Here is a 19130-nt window from a genome sequence, read left to right as displayed (position 1 = left end):
ATATTAAAAGTAAAGCCAATTGTGGAGGAGTTATGAAGAGAAGTTCAGTAATATTTTTATTAGGAAGTGTTCTTGGAGCAGGAATAACCTATCTTGCAACAACGAAAAAAGAAGAAATTCTTGACAAGATAGAAGAACTTCAGAAACAAATAAAAGAAAGCGATTTACCAGAAAGAACTAGAAATTTAGTAAAAGAAATTTCCGAATTAGTAAATCATCTTCTTAAATCAGGAAAGGAACACTTAAGTGAACAAGAAAAAAGAAACATTTTGGAAGAAGTTGAAGCCAAGATAAAGAAACTTGAGGAGACAATCCATAAGAAAAGTGAAGCTTAAGAAACTTTTAAATCATATTGGAATTTCTTATGAAGGAATCGATTTAGAGATATTGAGCATTACAGATGATTCCCGGGAAGTTATTCCGGGTTCCCTTTTCTTTGCTATTACCGGATTTTCTACTGATGGTAATAAGTTTATTCCTGAGGCTATAAAAAAAGGAGCTGTCGCTGTTATTTCAGATAATGCCGAAGTAGTAAAACTTTACTCTAAAAAGTACAAAGTACCTTTTATTTATGTTAAGGATATTAGAGAAAAGGAAGCTCTTATTGTTTCAAAATTCTTTGGTGAACCTTCAAAAAAATTAAAGGTAATTGGAGTAACTGGTACAAATGGAAAAACAACTACTTCTTACATTATATATAACGTTTTGAACAAATTAGGGCATAAGACAGCAATAATAGGAACTGTAGAATACGGTACTCCCTATAAAAGAAAGGCTGCAAGTAGAACGACACCTTCTTCTTTAGAATATAATAAACTCTTAAGAGAATTTTTAGACCAAAAAATAGAGTTTGTAGTATCCGAAGTTTCTTCTCACGGTCTTGAACTTCATAGAGTTACAGGAATTAAATTTGAAGGAGCAATTTTTACAAATCTTACTCAGGATCACTTAGACTTTCACAAAGACATCTACGGTTACTTTCTCTCTAAGGAAAAACTTTTTTTCCTTACAAAAAGTATCTCAGTTATAAACATAGATGACCCATTTGGGAAAGTTTTGTCTGGATTGAGAGCTATTTTTCCGTGTGAACTTATAACATATGGAAAAAATGGAAAAGTAAAGATAGAGAATGTAGAAAATAAAAAGTTTGGAAGTGAAATTACCTTAAGGTTAGAAAATAAAAGATACGTAATTAAAACTAACTTAAAAGGAGAATACAACGCTTACAACGTTGCGGCTGCTTTTTCTCTTCTTGTTTCTCTTGGTTTTAAAGCAGAGGAAATAAAAGATTTATTCGAGAGTATTAAAGTTCCTGGAAGACTTGAAGAAGTTGTAGAAAATGTCTTTATCGATTATGCTCATACTCCTGATGCTCTTGAGAAAGTCTTAACAGTACTTTCTCAAATTAAAAAGGGAAAGTTAATAACAGTTTTTGGATGTGGAGGAGATAGAGATAGGGAAAAAAGACCCTTTATGGGAAAGGTTGCAGAAAAATTTTCAGATAGAGTTATAATTACAAATGATAATCCAAGAAGTGAGGAACCTTCAAAGATAATAGAAGACATCCTTTCAGGAATAGAAAATAGAGAAAAAGTTATTGTGATTCCAAATAGAAAAGAAGCTATCTTTAAAGCTTTGGAAGAAAAAAGAGGAAATGACATAGTTTTAATAGCTGGTAAAGGGCATGAAAACTATCAGATTATCGGAAATAAAAAAATACACTTTAGTGATAGAGAGGTTGTAGAAAGTTTCTATGAGAGCAGAAGAAGTTGCAAAGATAGTTAAGGGAAAACTTATAGGAAACGGAAAAGTTAATTCGATTGAATTTGATTCAAGAAATGTCAAAAAAGGAAGTCTTTTTGTTCCACTAAGAGGAAATCGAGATGGACATCAGTTTATAAAAGACGCTTTCCAAAACGGCGCTAGTGGTACCTTATCTGAGAGAACTCTTCCTATTCCCGAGGGAAAATTTTTAATAGAAGTAAAAAATACATTTGAAGCTTTTAAACTTTTAGGAAAATGGAAGAGAGGAAATTTTAATGGAACCACTATTGCAATCACTGGAAGTGTAGGGAAAACGACAACAAAAGAGCTCTTAACTCACGTTTTTTCTAAATTCTTTAAAACTTATAGAAATGTAAAGAGTTTCAACAATATTTTGGGATTGACTTATACATTGTCAAACCTTCCTTTAGATACTGAGCTTTACATTCAAGAACTTGGAACAAATAGGCAAGGAGAAATCCCTGAATTAGTAGAAATCGTTAAGCCTGAAATTTCCGTGGTAACAGCAGTTGAAAAAGCCCACACAGCAGGTTTTAAAGACATTTCAGATATAGTTAAGGAAAAACTTTCTATAACAGAAGGTGCTATACTGTCAATAGTTCCTATTCAGTTTAAAGAGTTTTCAAAAAGTAAAGAAACAATAACTTTTGGTAGGGAAGGAGATATAAAACTTTTAGATGTACAGCTTTTTCCTAATAAAACCGAATTTCTAATAGAAAGTTTTGGAAGAAGACTTCAATTTTTTTCTCCTATTCCAGGTTTAGGAGTAGTAAATTCCACCCTTATAGCAGTTGGACTAGCGGAAGTTTTTAAAGTTAACATTGAAAAAGTTTCAGAGCTGATAAGAACATTTACTCCACCAGAAATGAGACTTACTGTAGAGCAACTTAACAAAGTAATTCTCATAGATGACTCCTACAATGCAAATCCGAAATCTATGGAAAATGCAATAAAGGTCCTGTCTCTTCAGGAATTACCAAAGGTTGCAATAATTGGAGAGATGCTTGAATTAGGAGAAGAATCTAAAAAAGAACACGAAAAGATAGGAGAGCTCCTTAACCATGCCAAAGTAGAAACGCTTATAGCGTATGGAAAAGAAACAGAAAGTACTTTTAAAGTATTTAAAGGTAAAAAATCTTACTTTACAAGTCAGGAAGAACTTATTAAGTTTATTAAAACTTTCCATTTCCAAGGTAAAGCTGTTTTAGTAAAAGGTTCTCGAGGAAACCGATTAGAGAAGATTGCAAGAATAATAAGAGAGAGGTATAAAAGTTGAAAGTAGCTGTTATATATGGAGGTCCTTCTCCGGAAGCTGAGATTTCAAGGAAAAGTGCTAAAAGTGTTATCTTTGCTTTGAAAAAATTAGGGCATCAGGTTTTTGAGTTAGAGCTTGATGAGAATATTACAGAAAAACTGAAACAGCAAAAACCTGATAAAGTCTTTATTACTCTTCACGGATCTCCCGGAGAAGATGGCACAGTTCAAGGACTTCTTGAAATAGCAGGTTACAATTACACAGGTTGTAACACACAAACCAGTGCTATCTGTATGGATAAAGACATTACTAAAAGAGTGTTAAAAACTTACAATATACCTGTTCCTGCAGGAGAGACTTTCTTTCAAGGAGATAAAATAGAACCTGTTGAAATTCCTTGTGTTGTAAAGCCGGCAAGAACAGGCTCTACAGTTGGAATTAGTGTAGTAAAAGATGAAAATTCATTCCAAAAAGCAGTAGAAGAAGCTTTTAAGTATGACTCAAAAATAATTATAGAGGAATATATAGAAGGAAGAGAAATAACAGTTGCTGTTTTAAATGGTTTTGCTCTTCCTCCGGTAGAAATCGTCACAGAAACTGGTTTTTACGATTTTGATTCTAAGTATAAAAAGCAAACAACGGAGTATAAAGTTCCTGCTAATTTAAACTTAAAACTTCAAGAAAAGCTAAAGAAAATTTCTGAGAAAATTTTTAAGGTTCTTGAATGTAAAGGAGCTATAAGAATCGATTTTAGAATAGATAAATGGAATAATCCTTATGTTCTTGAAGTAAATACTATTCCTGGAATGACGGAAAGAAGTCTTCTGCCAAAAGCTGCTAATGCTGCTGGAATACCATTTGAGAAACTGATAGAGGAGATTTTGGAAAGTTGAAAAAGTTTGCGATTTTTTTCTTTTTTCTCCTTTTTGCTTTAGGTATTGCTATTTACGGCTTTTTAACTGCTCCTCAAAAAGTTAAACAAGTAAAATTAGAAATAGTAAAAGGAAGTGGTAGCTGGAAAGCACAAATAAGTCAGCATATTTTCCCATTCATTAAACCTGGTGAAAATATTGGTCCAGAGGAGATTGAGTATCTCAAAGAATTGGCAAATTCTCTTCCTTGGGTAAAAAAGTGTGATATAGCTTTAAAAAACGGCACTTTATTATTTAGAATAGTTGAAGCTAAACCTTCCCTAGGACTTTTTTTTAAGGGAAGTACCTATTTTATTAGAGATAACGGTTTTGTTCTTGCCAAAAAAGATGGAGTTTATCCTATTAGCCCCATTTATTTTTATAAAGGAAATAGTTCTCCTTTTATGATAGAAAATGGTTTTACTAAGCTTAAGAACTTAATAAGAATGGAAATAGCTCTCGCAAAAGAAAGAATTAAGAATCTAAACATTAATGGTATGAAACCAAAAGTAACAATAACAGATATAGGGGTAAATTTGATCTTTCCAGAAACAAAAACAATTGTTTATTTAGGGAATAGTGGAAATTCCTGGAATAACTTTATAAAATTTTATAAACTTATAAATAAGTTAACTTCTGGCGTTTACGACTTTCGATTTTCCAATCTGCTTATAAGAGGGAGGAATCAATGCTTGAACAAAAAATTTTAACTATAGATCTCGGGACTTCTTCTATAAGAACTGCTCTTTCTGTTGTCCACTCGGATGGAAAAAGAAAATTAACTGTGACAACTGCTCCTTCAAGAGGAATAAAAAGCGGTAACATTGTAAATTTTCAGTCGGCTAAAGATTCTTTGAAATCTGCTCTTAACAAACTAAAAATGGAAACTTCAACAACAATTCCTAATGAAGCTTATGTATTAGTAACAGGAGCTCACACTTTAAGTTATGTTGTTGAATCAAAAATAACCTTTCCTGGCATACAAACAATATCTTATAGTGATGTTAATGAAGTTAAGAATAAAGCTCAAAGAGAATTAATGAAAAAATTAGGTCAAACTGTAAAAAATCACTACGATGTCATCCACATTATTCCTCAGGAATTTATCATAGAAAACCTTACAGGAATTCAAAATCCGATAGGTCATAACGGCCGAGAATTAACAATGAAAGCTTTTGTAGTCTTAGCTACAAAATCATCAATAAAAACGATAGAATCCCTTTTAAGAGAAGTCAATCTTAGATTAAAAGGTTTAGTACTACAGTCTTTGGCAGCATTCCATGGAATAAAAGATGAAAAAACATACTTTAACAATAATCTTGTAATTTATATGGGAGCAGGTAACACGGAGTACTTTTACTTTAGGGAAGATAAACCAATTCTTAATAAACATATACCTTTTGGAAGTGAAGATATTATTGACTTTATTGTTAAGCAGCTTAAGGTGAATAGAAAGGAAGCAGAAAGACTTTATAAAGAGTATGGAAGTGCTTATGCATTCAAAGTTAATCCAGAGGAAATAATTACTATAAACTATGGTTCAAATCATAAGAGAGCTCCCAAAATACTTATCTCCATATTTATTCATATGCAGTTAAAAAAGTTGCTTAAGGACATTAAAGAAGAACTCCATGCAAAAGATCCTTCTTTTGTTAGCGAGCTTAATAGAGTCTACCTTACAGGAGGTTTATCAAAGCTTCAGGACATAGATCTTTTAACATCTAAACTCCTAAAGGCTCCTGCTACCGTCATGAATTCAAGTGATGAAAGACTAAAAGATCCTTCCTATGCTCCTATTGTTGGAGTAACAAACTATGTTCTTTCATTAAAGAACAAGAAAAGACTATCAGATATAAAAGAAGACTTAACTAAGGAATATTCAAAAGGCGGATTATTCTCTGGTATATGGCGATTTATAGCAGATTTGATTTAGTTTAGGAGGAATGATGTTTGACATAGCAGATGAAAGTTTTCAAGGTCCAGTAATAAAGGTTATAGGCGTCGGAGGCGGTGGAGGAAACGCTGTTGCAAGAATGCTTGAAAGAGGAATCGAAGGTGTAGATTTTGTAGCAATAAATACAGATGTTCAGGTTCTTTCTAAGCTACAAGTACCTATAAAGGTTCAAATCGGAGAAAAACTTACAAAAGGTTTAGGAGCTGGTGGAAAGCCAGAAATTGGGGAGCAATCGGCTCTTGAAGATGAACCAAAGATAAGAGAAATTCTTGAAGGTTCAGACATGGTTTTTATTACAGCAGGAATGGGCGGTGGAACAGGAACAGGTGCAGCTCCAATAGTTGCAAAGATTGCAAAAGATATGGGAATATTGACAGTAGGAGTAGTAACAAGGCCTTTTGACTTTGAAGGGAGAAAGAGACACGAGTTTGCAGAAGCTGGAATTAGAAGGCTAAAGGAATTTGTAGATACTCTTATGGTAGTACCAAATCAAAAACTTCTCACGGTAGCTCCTAAAGATATGAGCATTTTAAATGCATTTAAGCTTGCAGACAATGTTCTCTACCAAGCTGTTAAAGGTATAACGGAGGTTATTACACGACCTGGACTTATAAATCTTGATTTTGCAGATGTTAAGTCTGTGATGCACAGTGGTGGTTATGCTCTTATGGGTACAGGTGAAGCAAGCGGAGAAGATAGAGCTCTCACTGCTGCAAGGAAAGCTATTGACAATCCTCTGCTTGAAAATGTTCAGGTTGAAGGTGCAAGCAGAATCTTGGTAAACATTACAGGAGGAAATGATTTAACTCTTGATGAGGCATATGCAGCTGCTGGACTTATCAAGGAAAGAGCTAAAAGAGATGACACTAATTTCTTCTTTGGTGTAAAAATAGATGAATCTTTGGAAGGTTCAATAGAAGTTACCGTAATTGCTACAGGTTTTGATGAAAAAGGAAGGCCTTTAAGATTTGAATCTGGATTTACAAGAAATTACACACACACAGGAGAGCCAGCTTTTAGCTCTAAAGAAACAATAGAAGAACTTGACTTAGATATCTCTAAATTATTAGAACAGTTAAAGGATGAAGAATAAATAGGTTTAAATGACAGAAGTTATTTTAATAGAAGAATGTAACCATCTACAGTTCAAAAAGGGAGACTTCAAAGTCTGTCTTGTATATCCTGGAGAGGCGAAAATAGGACTTTCAAGCTTAGCGATACATCGAGTTTATTCTATTCTTAATTCAGTAGAAGGTGTAAGCTGTGATTTATTCTTTAAAGATACAAAAAGCTCTTTTTTTCTTGAAAAAAATTTAAAAGAATTTGATGTTATTGCTTTTTCAATTACTTATGAAGATCATCTTTTCGAAGTTGCCTCTATTCTTCACAAAGAAGGAATTCCTCCTTTAAGAGAAGAACGAGAAGGAAAGGATTTTCCTGTTATATTAGGTGGAGGAATTGGTCTTTTCTATAATCCTGCTCCCTTTATGCCACTTTTTGATGCTATTTATCTTGGAGAAGCAGAAAGAAGACTTGAAGATGTCATAAAAAAATTGGCAGAAAGCAATAAAAAAATAGAAGAGCTTAGCGCATTTGATAATGTAATTTTAAGTAGAGAGTACAGATTCCACTATAAGGGAGAGTTTGTAGAGAAAATTGAAGGAGAAAGAAAAAAAATATTCAGATCTCCGTTTTTCTCGACAACCTACTCTCATTCTTGTTTTCTTTCAGGTGACATAACTTTCAAAGACATGTACTTAATTGAAGTTAATAGAGGTTGCATAGAAAAATGCCGTTTCTGCGTTGCAACTTATATGGGACTTCCCTATAGAGAGAAGAAAATAGAAATCTTAGAAAAGGAAATAGAAATAGCAAAAAGATATGGAAATAGAGTAGGATTAATTGGAGCAGGTGTAACAGATTATTCAAAAATGGAAGAGCTTTTTAAAATTTTAAAAAAACATAACGTTAAGGCTTCTTTTTCTTCTCTTAAAGTTTCTTCTCCATCCCCTTATATTTTTAAAATAGTAGAGGAATCACAACAAAAAACTGTAACACTTGCTCCAGAAACTGGAAACGAATCTCTTAGATATGCCATAAACAAAAAAGTCCCTGATGAAAAGTATTTTTCTTTTGCTGAAAGAGCTTTAGAACATGGAGCAGAAAACATAAAGCTTTATTTTCTAATTGGCTTACCGGGAGAAACCACAGATGATTTAATGGGAATTGTAGAAATGGCTAAAAGGTTTAGAGAACTAGCACTAAAGTTTTGGAAAGCCCGTGGTAAAGTAGGAAAAATACACTTAAGTGTTAACCCTATAATATCAAAACCTTTTACTCCTTTTCAGTGGTATGGGTTAAATCCAAAATCAGAGATTGAAAAGAAAATTAGACTTTTAAAAAAGGAAATAGGAAAAATTCCTAATGTAGAAATCAGTTATGAAAATATAAAAAGAACTATCCTTCAAGCTGTCATATGTCGGGGTGATACAAGAATAGGAGAAGCTGCTATCGAGTCTGCTGTTCACGGAGTAAATTTCCGTAAAAGCTTAAAGGAAAAAGGATTAAAGATAGATAATCTTTATACGCGAGAAAGAGAAAAAGATGAACTCTTTCCGTGGGAAGTAGTAGATAGCGGAATAAAAAGAGAATACTTATGGAGAGAATACTGTAATACTTATAAAAGAAAAGCTACTCCTCATTGTTTTCCTGGATGTAAGGCCTGTGGTCTTTGTGATTAATGCAAATTTGCAAAAAATTTTTCTTCAAATTTAAAAATTTTTCTTATTTCTAAATTATAATGTGTTATGCAAAAAGAATAGGAGAAGCTAATGCAGGTCTTTCAGAGAACAATTGCTAAAGAGATAACTTTCAGTGGAATAGGTCTTCATACAGGTAAAAAGGTGAACGTCAAACTTCTTCCAGCACCTCCTGATACCGGAATAGTTTTTGTAAGGACGGATATATCAAGCTTACCATCAATTAAAGTTTCTCCAAAATATCTATCGAAATTGTACTATGCAACAAATCTTTCAAATGGAGAGATATCAGTTCAAACAGTTGAACATCTTATGGCAGCATTATCAGCTTTTGGTATAGATAACCTTTTTGTATATCTTGACTCAGAAGAACTTCCTATTTTAGATGGAAGTTCAGCTCCATACATCTATCTTTTTGAAGACTCTGGAGTAAAAGAACAAAAAAAGAAAAGAAAGTACTTAAAGTTAACTACGGAAATTTCAATAGAGCACGATAACAAAAGAATTAAAGCAGAGCCATTTGAAGAGTTGATAATAGATAATACTATTTCCTTTGATCATACCTATAAAAAAATAAGGTATCAAAGATTAGTTTATTCTCATAACCTCGAAAATTTTAAAGAGATCTCAAAAGCAAGAACGTTTTGTTTTTACCATGAGGTAGAAGCCCTCAGAGCAGCTGGACTTGCAAGAGGAGGAAGTCTTGAAAACGCGATTGTCATAGATAAGTATGACATCTTAAATGAATCGGGTCTTAGAATGGAAAACGAGTTTGTAGCACATAAAACGTTAGACTTAGTCGGAGATTTATACATACTTGGGTATCCTCTTCTTGCAAAAGTGACAGCTTATCGAACAGGTCATGCACTTAATGCTGCTCTTGTTAAAACAATTTACCAAGAAAAAGCATACGAAGTTGTAGAGCTAGAAATAAAATCTCAGAAGATTACAACTTCACTATTAGGAAATGAAGAGGCTTACAGTACTAATTAAAGTTTTTTATAATATCTATAGTTGGTTTTTTCTTCTAGCGTAAACATCTATTAATAGCGTAAACATCTATTAACTTTCTATAAAGAGAATTTAATTTTCACTTTAAATGGGAGACAAAAATGAAAATTATAAGACATCATATGCCTACAAAAGTTATATTTGGAAGAAGAACAATTTATAAATTGAAAGATGAAATAAAACAACTATCACTTAACGACGAAAAAGTTGCGGTAATTTGTGGAAAATCTGCTGTGTCAAATGGTTATGTAGATATAGTAAAAAAACAACTTTCTGGAATAGTCGAAGTTTTTGATTTTGTTGAACCAGATCCAACTGTAGAAAATGCAAAAGAAATTATCAAGGAAGTAAAAAAGTTTTCTCCTTCCTTAATTGTGGCTATAGGTGGAGGAAGCCCTCTTGACGTTGCAAAGGTTGTTTCAGTAATGCTTACAAACGAAGGAGAATTAACCGAATTTATAGGGATTCCTGAAGCTTTCAAAAAAGCAGGTATTCCCCTTGTAGCAATTCCTACAACTTCCGGTTCAGGTTCGGAAGTCACACCATACGCTGTTCTAACAGACAAAAAAAGACTTAAGAAAGCTCCTCTTATTTCCAAATATCTTTTTCCAGTTCTTGCTATTGATGATCCGGAATTAACTGTTACAATGTCTTCAATAGTTACAGCAAATACTGGTATCGATGCTTTAACTCATGCTATAGAATCTTTCGTTTCAAAAAGAGCAACAGAGATTTCTAAACTTTATTCTTTAAGGGCTATTGAACTTATCGCCAACTATCTTCCTCGCGCTTACGGAAATCCAAAGGATATTGAAGCAAGAGAAAAAGTAATGTTAGCAAGTCTTTTAGGTGGAATGGCAATAACAGATGCTGGAGCAGGACTTATTCACACGATGGCACACGTTTTAGGAGTTATTTATAGAGTTCCTCACGGCCTTGCAAATGGTGTATTTCTAGTTCCAGTACTTAACTTTTATGGACTTTCAGCGGAGAAAGAAATAAAAGAAATAGGAAAGGCTATGAACTTTGAAGGAAGTATAGCTGAAATTTTAGAAAAACTACAATCTTTTCTTTCTTTCTTGGGAATTCCTAAATCACTAAGAGAAGTAGGGTTGACAGAAACAGAAATTCCTAACTTTGTAAATCTTGTAATGGAAAAGAAATTTTTAATGGGAAATCTACCGAAAATTCCGAATGAAAGAGATGTAAGAGAAATAGTAAGAACAAATCTTTAAAAATTCAATGTTTCTTCAGATTTGACTTCTTTCCTTTCTTTCATTACATTCTCTATTTGCTAATCTTAGAAGTTAGAGGTCTTGATGGGAAAGAAAAAGCTTTTAATTGTTGAATCACCGGCAAAAGCTAAAACTATTCAAAGATATCTTGGAAAAGATTTTATCGTTAAAGCCTCTATGGGACATGTCATAGATCTTCCTGAAAAAGAGTTTGGAGTGGATATAGAAAAGGATTTTAAGCCAAAGTATGTAACAATAAAGGGTAAAGATAAAGTTCTAAAAGAAATTAGAAAAGCTGCTAAGGAAAGTGAAGAAGTACTTCTTGCGACAGACCCAGATCGTGAAGGAGAAGCGATTAGCTGGCATATTGCAAATGCTTTAAAAAGAATAAAAAAAGAAGGTATTTATAGAGTAAGGTTTCATGAAATTACAAAAAAGGCAATAGAAGAAGCAATTAAAAATCCTGATAAAATAGATGAAAATAAAGTTAATGCTCAACAGGCAAGAAGAATTTTGGATAGAATTGTTGGATATACAATTTCTCCTCTTCTTTCAAAAAAGTTTAAAAAGGCTCTTTCTGCAGGTAGAGTTCAGTCGGTTGCCCTAAGACTTATCTGTGATAGAGAAGAAGAGATAAGAAAATTTGTTCCTAAAGAGTACTGGACTGTTGAAGGAATTTTTAGAAAAGAAACTTCCAAGTTTCCAGCAAAACTTTTTGCGGTTGATGGAAAAAAGCTTGATAAGTTTGACATTCCTGACAAAAACAGTGCTAATCAATTGATAGATAGAGCTAAAAAAGCAGTTTTTGTAGTAACAAGAGTTGAAAGGAAAGAGAGGAAAAGAAAACCCTATCCTCCTTTTATTACCTCAACTCTTCAGCAAGAAGCGTCAAAGCGTTTTGGCTTTCCAGCAAAATTGACAATGCAAATTGCTCAGCAACTTTACGAAGGTATTGATCTTGGAAAAGAAAGAGTAGGTCTTATTACTTATATGAGAACAGATTCCACAAGAGTTTCTGATGAAGCAGTAAAAGAAGTTAGAAATTTTATAGAGGAAAATTTTGGTTTAGAATATCTACCTAAGACTAAAAGAAGCTATGAAACTAAGACTCCAAAATCTGCGCAGGATGCTCATGAGGCTATAAGACCAACTTCTGTTTTTAGAACACCGGAAAGTGTAAAGAAGTACTTAACTTCCGAACAATATAAGCTTTATGAGCTTATCTGGAAAAGATTTGTTGCTTCTCAGATGAAAGATGCAGTTTTCAATACTGTTTCTGCAGATATTGAAGGAAACGGACTTTTATTCAGAGCTACTGGAAGCACTCTAAAAGAAGAAGGATTTTTAAAAGTTTATCCTGTTGAATTTGAGGAAAAGCTCCTTCCTGATTTAAACGAAGGAGATAAAGTAGAACAGGAAGATATAAAGGGAATTCAACACTTTACAGAACCTCCTCCAAGGTACACTGAAGGAACGCTTGTTAAAGCACTTGAAGAAGAAGGGGTTGGTAGACCTTCAACCTATGCAACAATAATTTCAAACATTATTCAAAGAGGATACGTAGAGAAGGAGAAACAGAAATTAAAACCGACAGAGCTCGGAGAATTCATTAACGACATCCTAAAAAAGCTCTTTCCCAAGATAGTTGACGTGAAATTCACAGCTAATATAGAAGAAGAGTTAGATAAAATAGAAGAAGGTAAAAAGGAATGGATAGAATTATTGAAAGAGTTTTATTTTGGAGAATTTAAAGAATTACTTGAAAAAGCAGAAAGAGAACTCAAAAGCCTTAAAGGCGAAGAAATTGGCAGAGAATGTCCAAAATGTGGAGCTCCTCTTCTTAAAATCCACGGCAAGTATGGAACATTTATAGCCTGTTCTAAGTATCCTGAGTGTAAGTACAAGGAGAGTCTTAAAGGAGAACCAAAAAAAACCGGTGAAATTTGTCCAAAGTGTGGTGGAGAACTGGTAATAAAAAACGGTAAATATGGTAAATTTATAGCATGTGCAAATTACCCCAAATGTAAATATACGGCTCCTCTTACATACGGTAAGTGTCCTAAGTGTAAAGAGGGAGATATTGTTGAGAGAAGAAGTAAGAAAGGAAAGAAATTTTTTGGTTGCAGTAGATACCCTGAATGTGATTTCATTTCAAATAAACCTCCTTCTGAGGCTAAAAAATGAAGATAGCTGTAGTATCTGATTCTCACGACAATCTTAGTAAGATTGAGGAATTTGCAAAGATAGTTAATTCAGAAGATATAGACCTTGTTATACACTGCGGGGATTTTGTTTCTCCTTTTTCAATTAAATTACTCTTATCAAAACTGAAGTGTGATTTCATAGGAGTTTTTGGAAACAACGATGGCGAAGTTGCAGGATTACTAAAAATTTCGGGTGGACTACTAGAAAAAACTCCTATTTATAAAGAGATTGATGGAAAAAGATTTGCAATTATGCATGAACCTTTTTTTGTAGATTCACTATCAAAATCAGCTGATTTTGATTATATTCTTTATGGTCATACTCATAAATTGGATACGAGAGTTATAAATGGATGTCAGATAATAAATCCAGGAGAACTGTGCGGTTATCTTACTGGGAAATCAACTTTTGTTATACTTGATACCTTCCAAAGGTTTGTAGAGGTAAGAGTATTATAATGCGAGGAGTAAAAGTAATAGAAAAGCTTTTAACTAAAAACTGCGTTTCACGTGAAAAGCCCTCCACGTACGATTGTTGTGTAATTTGTTCTTCATCTATGGTTTGGAGGATTTCTCAACTTTTTCCAGAAAGTTACATAATATCAAACACTGCTTGCCAAGTTTTACCTAATATAGCTTCTGTTTTTTTCGCTGTTAAAAATTTTGAAATTCCACTTATAGCAATAGCAGGAACGACTGCTATAAATATAGAAAAGTTTGTAAATCTTAATTTTCAACCAGCAGAGATTGAATTTAAACTTTTAAAGAAAGTTTATGAGAACAACATAGAAGTTCTTCTTCCACTTTACGAAGAAAATGAAAAACAGTTAAATGCTGCCTTAATGGAAATAAACATAGATACACAAATAGATAACCTTTTATCTATTCCCGAATTTGAAAATCTTGTTTCTGAAGGAAAACTTTACATTTGTGGGTTTATTTTAGATGAATCTGCAGTTTACGGAGATAAAATAAACTTTTACCTTATAAATTTTAATGGATTGAAGGACCCAGATGAAGTAAGAAATCACGATCTTCTCGAAGAAATTCCTGAAGCTATAAGGAAACAAAAGGTTAAAAGGATTCACGTCCAGTTTTAAGAAGAACTTCTAAGAGAATCCACTCAATAACAGATTGTGGTTTTCCATAAAATTTCAAGAATTCTCTTCCTTTTTGAATAGCCTCAAACCATTTAAGGATAGTATCTTTCTGAGAAAGAAGATTTTCAAGAGCATTTAAAAACAAAAGAGTTTCTTCTCGAGATAATTTTGAAAACTTTGAAGAAAACAAAAGAATACCTTTTAGTTTATCTTTTGATTTCATTAGATTTATAAACTCTTTTATAAGGTCCGGAATCGGAGTCTCTGATAGCTTTACAGCCATTCCAACACTTCCATTTGAAAGTTTTATTACTCTTTTGTCTACTTTCAATCCAAGTTTTTCAAGGATATACTCAATATTAGAATCGCTAAGTTTTCCAAATCTAAATACTTTGCATCTTGATCTAAGAGTTGGCAGAATAGCTTCTTCATTCTTTGTTATTAAAATTATAAAACCGTAGTTTGGAGGCTCTTCAAGAGTTTTAAGAAGAGCATTTGCTGCTTCACTTCTCATTTCTTCGGCGTTATCTATCACTAATCCTTTTCCCTTTCCCGATGAAGGCTTTTTGAATAGCCACTCTGAAACTTCTCTTATCTCTTCGATAGTTGCAGCTTTTTCTTCTCCTAATATTCTTACATTTAACGGACTTTCTGTGAGGAGTTTAAGAACTTCTATAGCTATTAACTTTTTTCCAATACCTTCAGAACCAACAAATAAAGAACTTTGTGGAAATCTTTCTGCCGCAATCAAGGATTTTAAAATTGATATTTGCTTAGAATGTCCAACAATATTACTAAAGGGCATTTATGTTTCCCCTCTTCTTTAAAGTGTTTAGAATTTCATCAAAAATTTCATCTACCTTTTTTGTTCCATCTATTACTATAACTCTTTCAGAATTTTTTTCAGCTATTCTAAGAAAACCTTGCCTAACTCTTTCATGAAAGTCCATTTCTTCCTGTTCCATTCTATCAAGATCTCTTCTTTTGATTCTAGAAAAACCTATTTCCACTGGAACATCAATCAAAAAGGTTAAATCAGGTTTAAGGTTTCCTGTTGCTTCTTCATTGAGTTTTTCTATAAGCTCTACGTTAATTCCTCTTCCGTATCCTTGGTATGCAACTGTTGAATCTACAAATCTATCACATACAACCCATATTCCTTTTTTTAAAGCAGGTTTTATCAAATTTTCAACGTGAAATCCTCTCGCAGCCATATATAGGCAGAGCTCAGCAAAAGCTGGAAAAGTTTCTTTTCTTGGCCTTAGAATGAAGTTCCTTATTTCTTCGGCTGCAGGAGTTCCTCCTGGTTCTCTGGTTAAGATAGCTTCTTTTCCCTTTTTTAAAAACCAGTCATAAAGAAGTTTTGCCTGTGTGCTTTTTCCACATCCTTCAATTCCTTCAAAAGTTATAAACATCTAATCCTCCAAAAGCTGAGACCTTGTAAGCTTACTCTTCTTTTTAACTTTTTTCTTAAAGAAAAAGTCAAGAATTTTTGGCGATTCTTTAAGTACTATTGAACCCAAAATAGATGATATGAGAACATAAATAGCTGTAAAGGGAATTAGTTTGGGAGTTGTTGCAGCCACTAATATTGAAAATTCGCCTCTTGGTAGTAACATAAGGCCAGCAGAAAGTCCTCTTCTCTTTCCAAGACCATAAAATTTTACGGAAACAAGACCTGTTAAAATTTTTGTAAAGAAAGACACGCTTAGCAGCACAAAAAGAGGAAGTATGATAGAAAATGAAAATTTTTCAAGATTTATTGAGAGACCAAATGTTAGGAAAAAGAGAGCTCCAAAGAGATCTCTATAAGGTATGACAACAGATTCTATTTTCTCTTTATAGTTGCTTTCCGCAAATAGCATTCCAGCGATAAATGCACCTATAGATTCTGAAAGGCCAAAACCAATAGTTGCCTCAACTATTAAGAATAAAAGTGTTGCAACAAAAAGAACTACAAACTCAGTTGAGGTACCAATCTTTTGAAAAGTGAAGTCAACTAATTTTCCTGCATTCATAACAAACACAACTGCTACTAAGAGGAAAAGAACAATCTTTGCAAGAATTCCTAAGGTTTCAGTGGTTGTAGCTGCACCATTGGAAAAGTTTACTAAAAAAGCAAGTAGCGCAGCTGCTGCAATATCCTCAAAGACTAAAATAGCAAGAACCGTGTCAACTTCGGGATTTGCAAGCTTCCTTAAATCAATAAGGAGTTTTGAGACTATGGCTGAACTACTAGGATAAAGAATAACAGCTAAAACAAAAGCTGTAAAAGGATCAAAACCTAAAAGTCTTGCTATAAAAAAGACAGGAATAAGGTTAAAGGTTAGATCAACAAGACCAACTGAAATAATTGACTTAAAGTTTCTCTGGAGTTCTGCAATAGAAAATTCTAGTCCTATATAAAATAAAAGTAAAATAACACCAAGTGTTTTAAATATATGAATATCATGAATGTGAAAAAGAAGTGAAACTAAAATTCCTGCAACAATATATACAGGAATTACAGGAAATTTAAATTTAACCGAAATAACATAAGAAAGCGTAAGAATTGAAACAAATACGGCAAAAAGAAATGTGAAATGTTCCATCTACTCTTCCTTATCTTCTATTAGTTTAACAAACTTTTTGACATTATCAAGAGTTCCAACAACAACAATTGTATCTCCAGGTTGAAACTGGAAAAGAGGGGATGGTGAAACAATTACATTTTCATCTCTGATAATTGCAACAACTATTACTCCAAACTTTTTACGAATTTCCAGTTCTTTAATACTCTTTCCTACAAGAAAAGAAGCTTTTGGTATCTTTATCCATTCAAAAGCAAGGTGTTTCATTAGGAAGCCAATCTTCTCTTCATCAGAAGTCGGCTGAAAAAGAGCACCTACCAAAATTGTGCCAAGAGTTCTTGCTTCTTCATCTGAGAGTTCAATAACCGCTGTTGGTTCTTCATTTTCATCTTCAAAATAGTAAATTTCCCTTTTTCCGGTATGGTGAATCACTACAACAATGTTATCTCCATTAGCGGTTCTCATAGAATATTTTTTACCAATTCCTGGGAGCTCTCCCTCTCTTACGAACATTCTATCCTCCTTCCGACCGTCAGAGTTCCACAACCACCTAATTTATCTATCCTGAACCTGTTGCTGAGTGTTACCCTTACTCCCATTTCTCTTAAAAAGAGGAATGCTTTTTCATACTCATCCTTTGTAACAGGTTCAAGATCAAAACCATCGACTTTGTTGTACATCATGAGCATAACAGTAAACCTATATTTTTTTGCAAGCTCTCCAAGAAGCCTTAGATTTTCAAGATCATCATTTAAATCCTTTATAAGTAGATATCCGAGCTGAAACTTCTTTCTACGAGAAGAAGAAGATTCAGAAAGATGTTCATCTACTGCATTTAGTAATTCTTCTAAATTTTCCTTTTTCTTAAATATTTTTTCTCTTGTCTTATTAAGAATTCCATGCACAGAAAGAGTAAGTCCGTTGTGGTTAAGTCTTATAAGTTTTTTAAAGTTTTCAAGAGGATAACCAGCTGTACTTATCGTTACTTTCAATCCTTCGTTTCTAAAATAGTTAACTGCCTTCTCTACATTAGAAATGTTAAGTGCAGGTTCTCCAATTCCTGCAATAGCTATACCTTTTATTGGCAAAATATCTCTCAAAAGCTCATATTGAGTTACTATTTCAGCAAAAGTAAGATTTCTAAAAAAACCTTTACTTCCAGAAGCACAGAAGATACACCCTATAGGACAACCAACTTGAGTAGAAATGCAAAGTCTTTCCCCTTTATAAAAAACAGATTCTACCTTATAGCCATCGTCTGTTTCGTATACAAAAAGCTTATTCAAAGGACTCTGCAGTTCTTTCACTATCTTCATCGTCATTTGTAACTCCTGATTTTAAAAAGCACTTAAACCTATCATCATACTTTTCTTTTAATCTTTCAAGATATTCATTCCACTGTTCTTCTGTCACAAAGTGTCTTATTGAAAACTTTTTCCTTCCTCCTGTTTCTAATTCAACAGTCATTATCTCTAATGGAACGCTTATGTCAATGACAGTTCCTTTTCCTTCAGGAGTTTCAATAGTTTCTCCGACATCAGGTAAAAACTTCTTTATGTAGTAATTTCCCTCTTCAAATTTAAGACAACACATGAGTCTTCCACAGGTACCAGAAAGTTTTGCAGGATTTGGTGGGAGTCCTTGGAGTCTTGCAAGAGTAAGGGAAACAGAATCAAAACATTCAAGGAAATCTTTACAACAGCAAACTCTTCCACACATTCCAACAGCACCTATCATTTTGACTTCATCTCTAACTCCAATCTGCCTTAGTTCGATTCTTGTTTTAAAATGGGCTGCAAGATCTCTAACTAATTGTCTAAAATCGACTCTTGATTCAGCTGTAAAGTAAAAAACTATTCTTTCCCTATTTAAAGTAGTGTATGCTTTTACAAGTTTCATCGGAAGCTCGTGCTTTTTTACCTTTTCTTTGCATATCTTTAATGCTTCAACTACAAACAATTGGTTTTCAATGAATTTATTAAGATCTTCCTCGGTAGGTTTTCTTAAAACTTCAAAGATACTCTCTTTATCAACTCCAAGTTTTTGCAAAAAGGTTTCATCTACAGAATAAATATTTAAAACCTTCACTAACTCTTCACTTCTATCTGTTTTTACAATCACTCTATCTCCATACTTTAGATCTTCTAACTGACTAGTTTTTGCTAGTCCACTTTTTCCTGTATCTGGATACTCAAACTTAACTACCAACATTTCTTTCTCCAAGTTTTAAGATTTTGCTCAAAAATTAAACTATAAAAAGAAGAGGTATTAAGCAACGAAGTTTTTATTTATGCTGATACAGAGGATTTTTATAGAAGAAGAATTTTAAATATTAAAAAGATTTTA

At 33.1% G+C, this 19130-nt stretch carries 19 protein-coding genes; 13 read left to right on the top strand and 6 right to left on the bottom strand.

Annotated features, from left to right (window positions below; genetic code table 11):
• Positions 1–32 precede the first annotated feature (32 nt).
• The 13 genes from DESTER_RS04970 (at position 33) to DESTER_RS04910 (ending at position 14214) form a co-directional block, all read left to right on the top strand.
• Positions 33–335 (top strand): YtxH domain-containing protein, encoded by a 303-nt coding sequence (locus DESTER_RS04970; RefSeq protein ID WP_013638559.1) that lies wholly within the window; start codon positions 33–35, stop codon positions 333–335.
• Positions 325–1785, top strand: coding sequence for a UDP-N-acetylmuramoyl-L-alanyl-D-glutamate--2,6-diaminopimelate ligase (locus tag DESTER_RS04965; RefSeq protein ID WP_013638558.1), 1461 nt, complete (start codon positions 325–327; stop codon positions 1783–1785). Before DESTER_RS04970 ends, DESTER_RS04965 begins: the two co-directional genes overlap by 11 nt.
• Positions 1754–3061, top strand: coding sequence for a UDP-N-acetylmuramoyl-tripeptide--D-alanyl-D-alanine ligase (locus DESTER_RS04960; RefSeq protein WP_013638557.1), 1308 nt, complete (start codon positions 1754–1756; stop codon positions 3059–3061). Before DESTER_RS04965 ends, DESTER_RS04960 begins: the two co-directional genes overlap by 32 nt.
• A complete protein-coding gene (locus DESTER_RS04955; protein ID WP_013638556.1) occupies positions 3058–3933 on the top strand; it encodes a D-alanine--D-alanine ligase family protein in 876 nt (291 codons plus the stop codon). Before DESTER_RS04960 ends, DESTER_RS04955 begins: the two co-directional genes overlap by 4 nt.
• Positions 3930–4661: a hypothetical protein gene (locus tag DESTER_RS04950; protein WP_013638555.1), complete on the top strand. Its 732-nt coding sequence runs from the start codon at positions 3930–3932 to the stop codon at positions 4659–4661. Before DESTER_RS04955 ends, DESTER_RS04950 begins: the two co-directional genes overlap by 4 nt.
• Positions 4640–5884 carry a cell division protein FtsA gene (locus DESTER_RS04945; RefSeq protein WP_013638554.1) on the top strand — a complete coding sequence of 415 codons (1245 nt, stop codon included), beginning with the start codon at positions 4640–4642 and terminating at the stop codon, positions 5882–5884. The genes DESTER_RS04950 and DESTER_RS04945 overlap by 22 nt, the downstream gene beginning before the upstream one ends.
• 13 nt (positions 5885–5897) lie before the next feature.
• Positions 5898–6998 (top strand): cell division protein FtsZ, encoded by a 1101-nt coding sequence (ftsZ, locus tag DESTER_RS04940; RefSeq protein WP_013638553.1) that lies wholly within the window; start codon positions 5898–5900, stop codon positions 6996–6998.
• Between the two features lie 10 nt (positions 6999–7008).
• A complete protein-coding gene (locus tag DESTER_RS04935; protein WP_013638552.1) occupies positions 7009–8646 on the top strand; it encodes a radical SAM protein in 1638 nt (545 codons plus the stop codon).
• 90 nt (positions 8647–8736) lie between these two features.
• Positions 8737–9657 carry a UDP-3-O-acyl-N-acetylglucosamine deacetylase gene (gene lpxC, locus DESTER_RS04930; protein ID WP_013638551.1) on the top strand — a complete coding sequence of 307 codons (921 nt, stop codon included), beginning with the start codon at positions 8737–8739 and terminating at the stop codon, positions 9655–9657.
• 119 nt (positions 9658–9776) lie between these two features.
• Positions 9777–10910: an iron-containing alcohol dehydrogenase family protein gene (locus tag DESTER_RS04925; RefSeq protein ID WP_013638550.1), complete on the top strand. Its 1134-nt coding sequence runs from the start codon at positions 9777–9779 to the stop codon at positions 10908–10910.
• Positions 10911–10994: 84 nt separating this feature from the next.
• Positions 10995–13094 carry a type I DNA topoisomerase gene (gene topA, locus DESTER_RS04920; protein ID WP_013638549.1) on the top strand — a complete coding sequence of 700 codons (2100 nt, stop codon included), beginning with the start codon at positions 10995–10997 and terminating at the stop codon, positions 13092–13094.
• Entirely contained in the window at positions 13091–13573 is a 483-nt protein-coding gene (locus DESTER_RS04915; RefSeq protein WP_013638548.1) for a metallophosphoesterase, read from the top strand. The genes topA and DESTER_RS04915 overlap by 4 nt, the downstream gene beginning before the upstream one ends.
• Entirely contained in the window at positions 13573–14214 is a 642-nt protein-coding gene (locus tag DESTER_RS04910) for a carbonic anhydrase (RefSeq protein ID WP_013638547.1), read from the top strand. Before DESTER_RS04915 ends, DESTER_RS04910 begins: the two co-directional genes overlap by 1 nt.
• Here the strand turns inward: DESTER_RS04910 and DESTER_RS04905 are convergent.
• From DESTER_RS04905 to DESTER_RS04880, 6 genes are read right to left on the bottom strand one after another with little or no spacing between them, the layout of a single operon-like run.
• Positions 14189–15019, bottom strand: a complete 831-nt coding sequence (locus tag DESTER_RS04905; RefSeq protein WP_013638546.1) for a DNA polymerase III subunit — start codon at positions 15017–15019, stop codon at positions 14189–14191. The two genes, DESTER_RS04910 and DESTER_RS04905, sit on opposite strands and share 26 nt — an antisense overlap.
• The gene (tmk, locus tag DESTER_RS08295; RefSeq protein ID WP_013638545.1) at positions 15009–15629 is read right to left on the bottom strand and encodes a dTMP kinase; all 621 of its coding nucleotides are present in this window, start codon (positions 15627–15629) and stop codon (positions 15009–15011) included. Before tmk ends, DESTER_RS04905 begins: the two co-directional genes overlap by 11 nt.
• A complete protein-coding gene (locus DESTER_RS04895) occupies positions 15630–16805 on the bottom strand; it encodes a cation:proton antiporter (protein ID WP_013638544.1) in 1176 nt (391 codons plus the stop codon).
• Positions 16806–17297: a cation:proton antiporter regulatory subunit gene (locus tag DESTER_RS04890; RefSeq protein WP_013638543.1), complete on the bottom strand. Its 492-nt coding sequence runs from the start codon at positions 17295–17297 to the stop codon at positions 16806–16808.
• Complete coding sequence (locus tag DESTER_RS04885; protein ID WP_244829518.1) at positions 17288–18106, bottom strand: radical SAM protein; 819 nt, start codon at positions 18104–18106, stop codon at positions 17288–17290. The genes DESTER_RS04890 and DESTER_RS04885 overlap by 10 nt, the downstream gene beginning before the upstream one ends.
• Positions 18063–18995, bottom strand: a complete 933-nt coding sequence (locus DESTER_RS04880) for a PSP1 domain-containing protein (RefSeq protein ID WP_013638541.1) — start codon at positions 18993–18995, stop codon at positions 18063–18065. Before DESTER_RS04880 ends, DESTER_RS04885 begins: the two co-directional genes overlap by 44 nt.
• Positions 18996–19130 lie beyond the last annotated feature (135 nt).

Source organism: Desulfurobacterium thermolithotrophum DSM 11699 (assembly GCF_000191045.1).
Classification (GTDB): Bacteria; Aquificota; Aquificia; order Desulfurobacteriales; family Desulfurobacteriaceae; genus Desulfurobacterium; species Desulfurobacterium thermolithotrophum.
This window is presented reverse-complemented; position numbering and strand designations above follow the sequence as displayed.

What these genes read in the sequence shown, in the direction of transcription:
- DESTER_RS04880 (WP_013638541.1), bottom strand. Translation starts at nt 18,995, where the DNA reads ATGTTGGTAGTTAAGTTTGAGTATCCAGATACAGGAAAAAGTGGACTA.
- DESTER_RS04890 (WP_013638543.1), bottom strand. Translation starts at nt 17,297, where the DNA reads ATGTTCGTAAGAGAGGGAGAGCTCCCAGGAATTGGTAAAAAATATTCT.
- DESTER_RS04935 (WP_013638552.1), top strand. Translation starts at nt 7,009, where the DNA reads ATGACAGAAGTTATTTTAATAGAAGAATGTAACCATCTACAGTTCAAA.
- DESTER_RS04970 (WP_013638559.1), top strand. Translation starts at nt 33, where the DNA reads ATGAAGAGAAGTTCAGTAATATTTTTATTAGGAAGTGTTCTTGGAGCA.
- DESTER_RS04905 (WP_013638546.1), bottom strand. Translation starts at nt 15,019, where the DNA reads ATGCCCTTTAGTAATATTGTTGGACATTCTAAGCAAATATCAATTTTA.
- DESTER_RS04910 (WP_013638547.1), top strand. Translation starts at nt 13,573, where the DNA reads ATGCGAGGAGTAAAAGTAATAGAAAAGCTTTTAACTAAAAACTGCGTT.
- DESTER_RS04915 (WP_013638548.1), top strand. Translation starts at nt 13,091, where the DNA reads ATGAAGATAGCTGTAGTATCTGATTCTCACGACAATCTTAGTAAGATT.
- DESTER_RS04925 (WP_013638550.1), top strand. Translation starts at nt 9,777, where the DNA reads ATGAAAATTATAAGACATCATATGCCTACAAAAGTTATATTTGGAAGA.
- lpxC (WP_013638551.1), top strand. Translation starts at nt 8,737, where the DNA reads ATGCAGGTCTTTCAGAGAACAATTGCTAAAGAGATAACTTTCAGTGGA.
- tmk (WP_013638545.1), bottom strand. Translation starts at nt 15,629, where the DNA reads ATGTTTATAACTTTTGAAGGAATTGAAGGATGTGGAAAAAGCACACAG.
- ftsZ (WP_013638553.1), top strand. Translation starts at nt 5,898, where the DNA reads ATGTTTGACATAGCAGATGAAAGTTTTCAAGGTCCAGTAATAAAGGTT.
- DESTER_RS04895 (WP_013638544.1), bottom strand. Translation starts at nt 16,805, where the DNA reads ATGGAACATTTCACATTTCTTTTTGCCGTATTTGTTTCAATTCTTACG.
- topA (WP_013638549.1), top strand. Translation starts at nt 10,995, where the DNA reads ATGGGAAAGAAAAAGCTTTTAATTGTTGAATCACCGGCAAAAGCTAAA.
- DESTER_RS04945 (WP_013638554.1), top strand. Translation starts at nt 4,640, where the DNA reads ATGCTTGAACAAAAAATTTTAACTATAGATCTCGGGACTTCTTCTATA.
- DESTER_RS04885 (WP_244829518.1), bottom strand. Translation starts at nt 18,106, where the DNA reads ATGACGATGAAGATAGTGAAAGAACTGCAGAGTCCTTTGAATAAGCTT.
- DESTER_RS04960 (WP_013638557.1), top strand. Translation starts at nt 1,754, where the DNA reads ATGAGAGCAGAAGAAGTTGCAAAGATAGTTAAGGGAAAACTTATAGGA.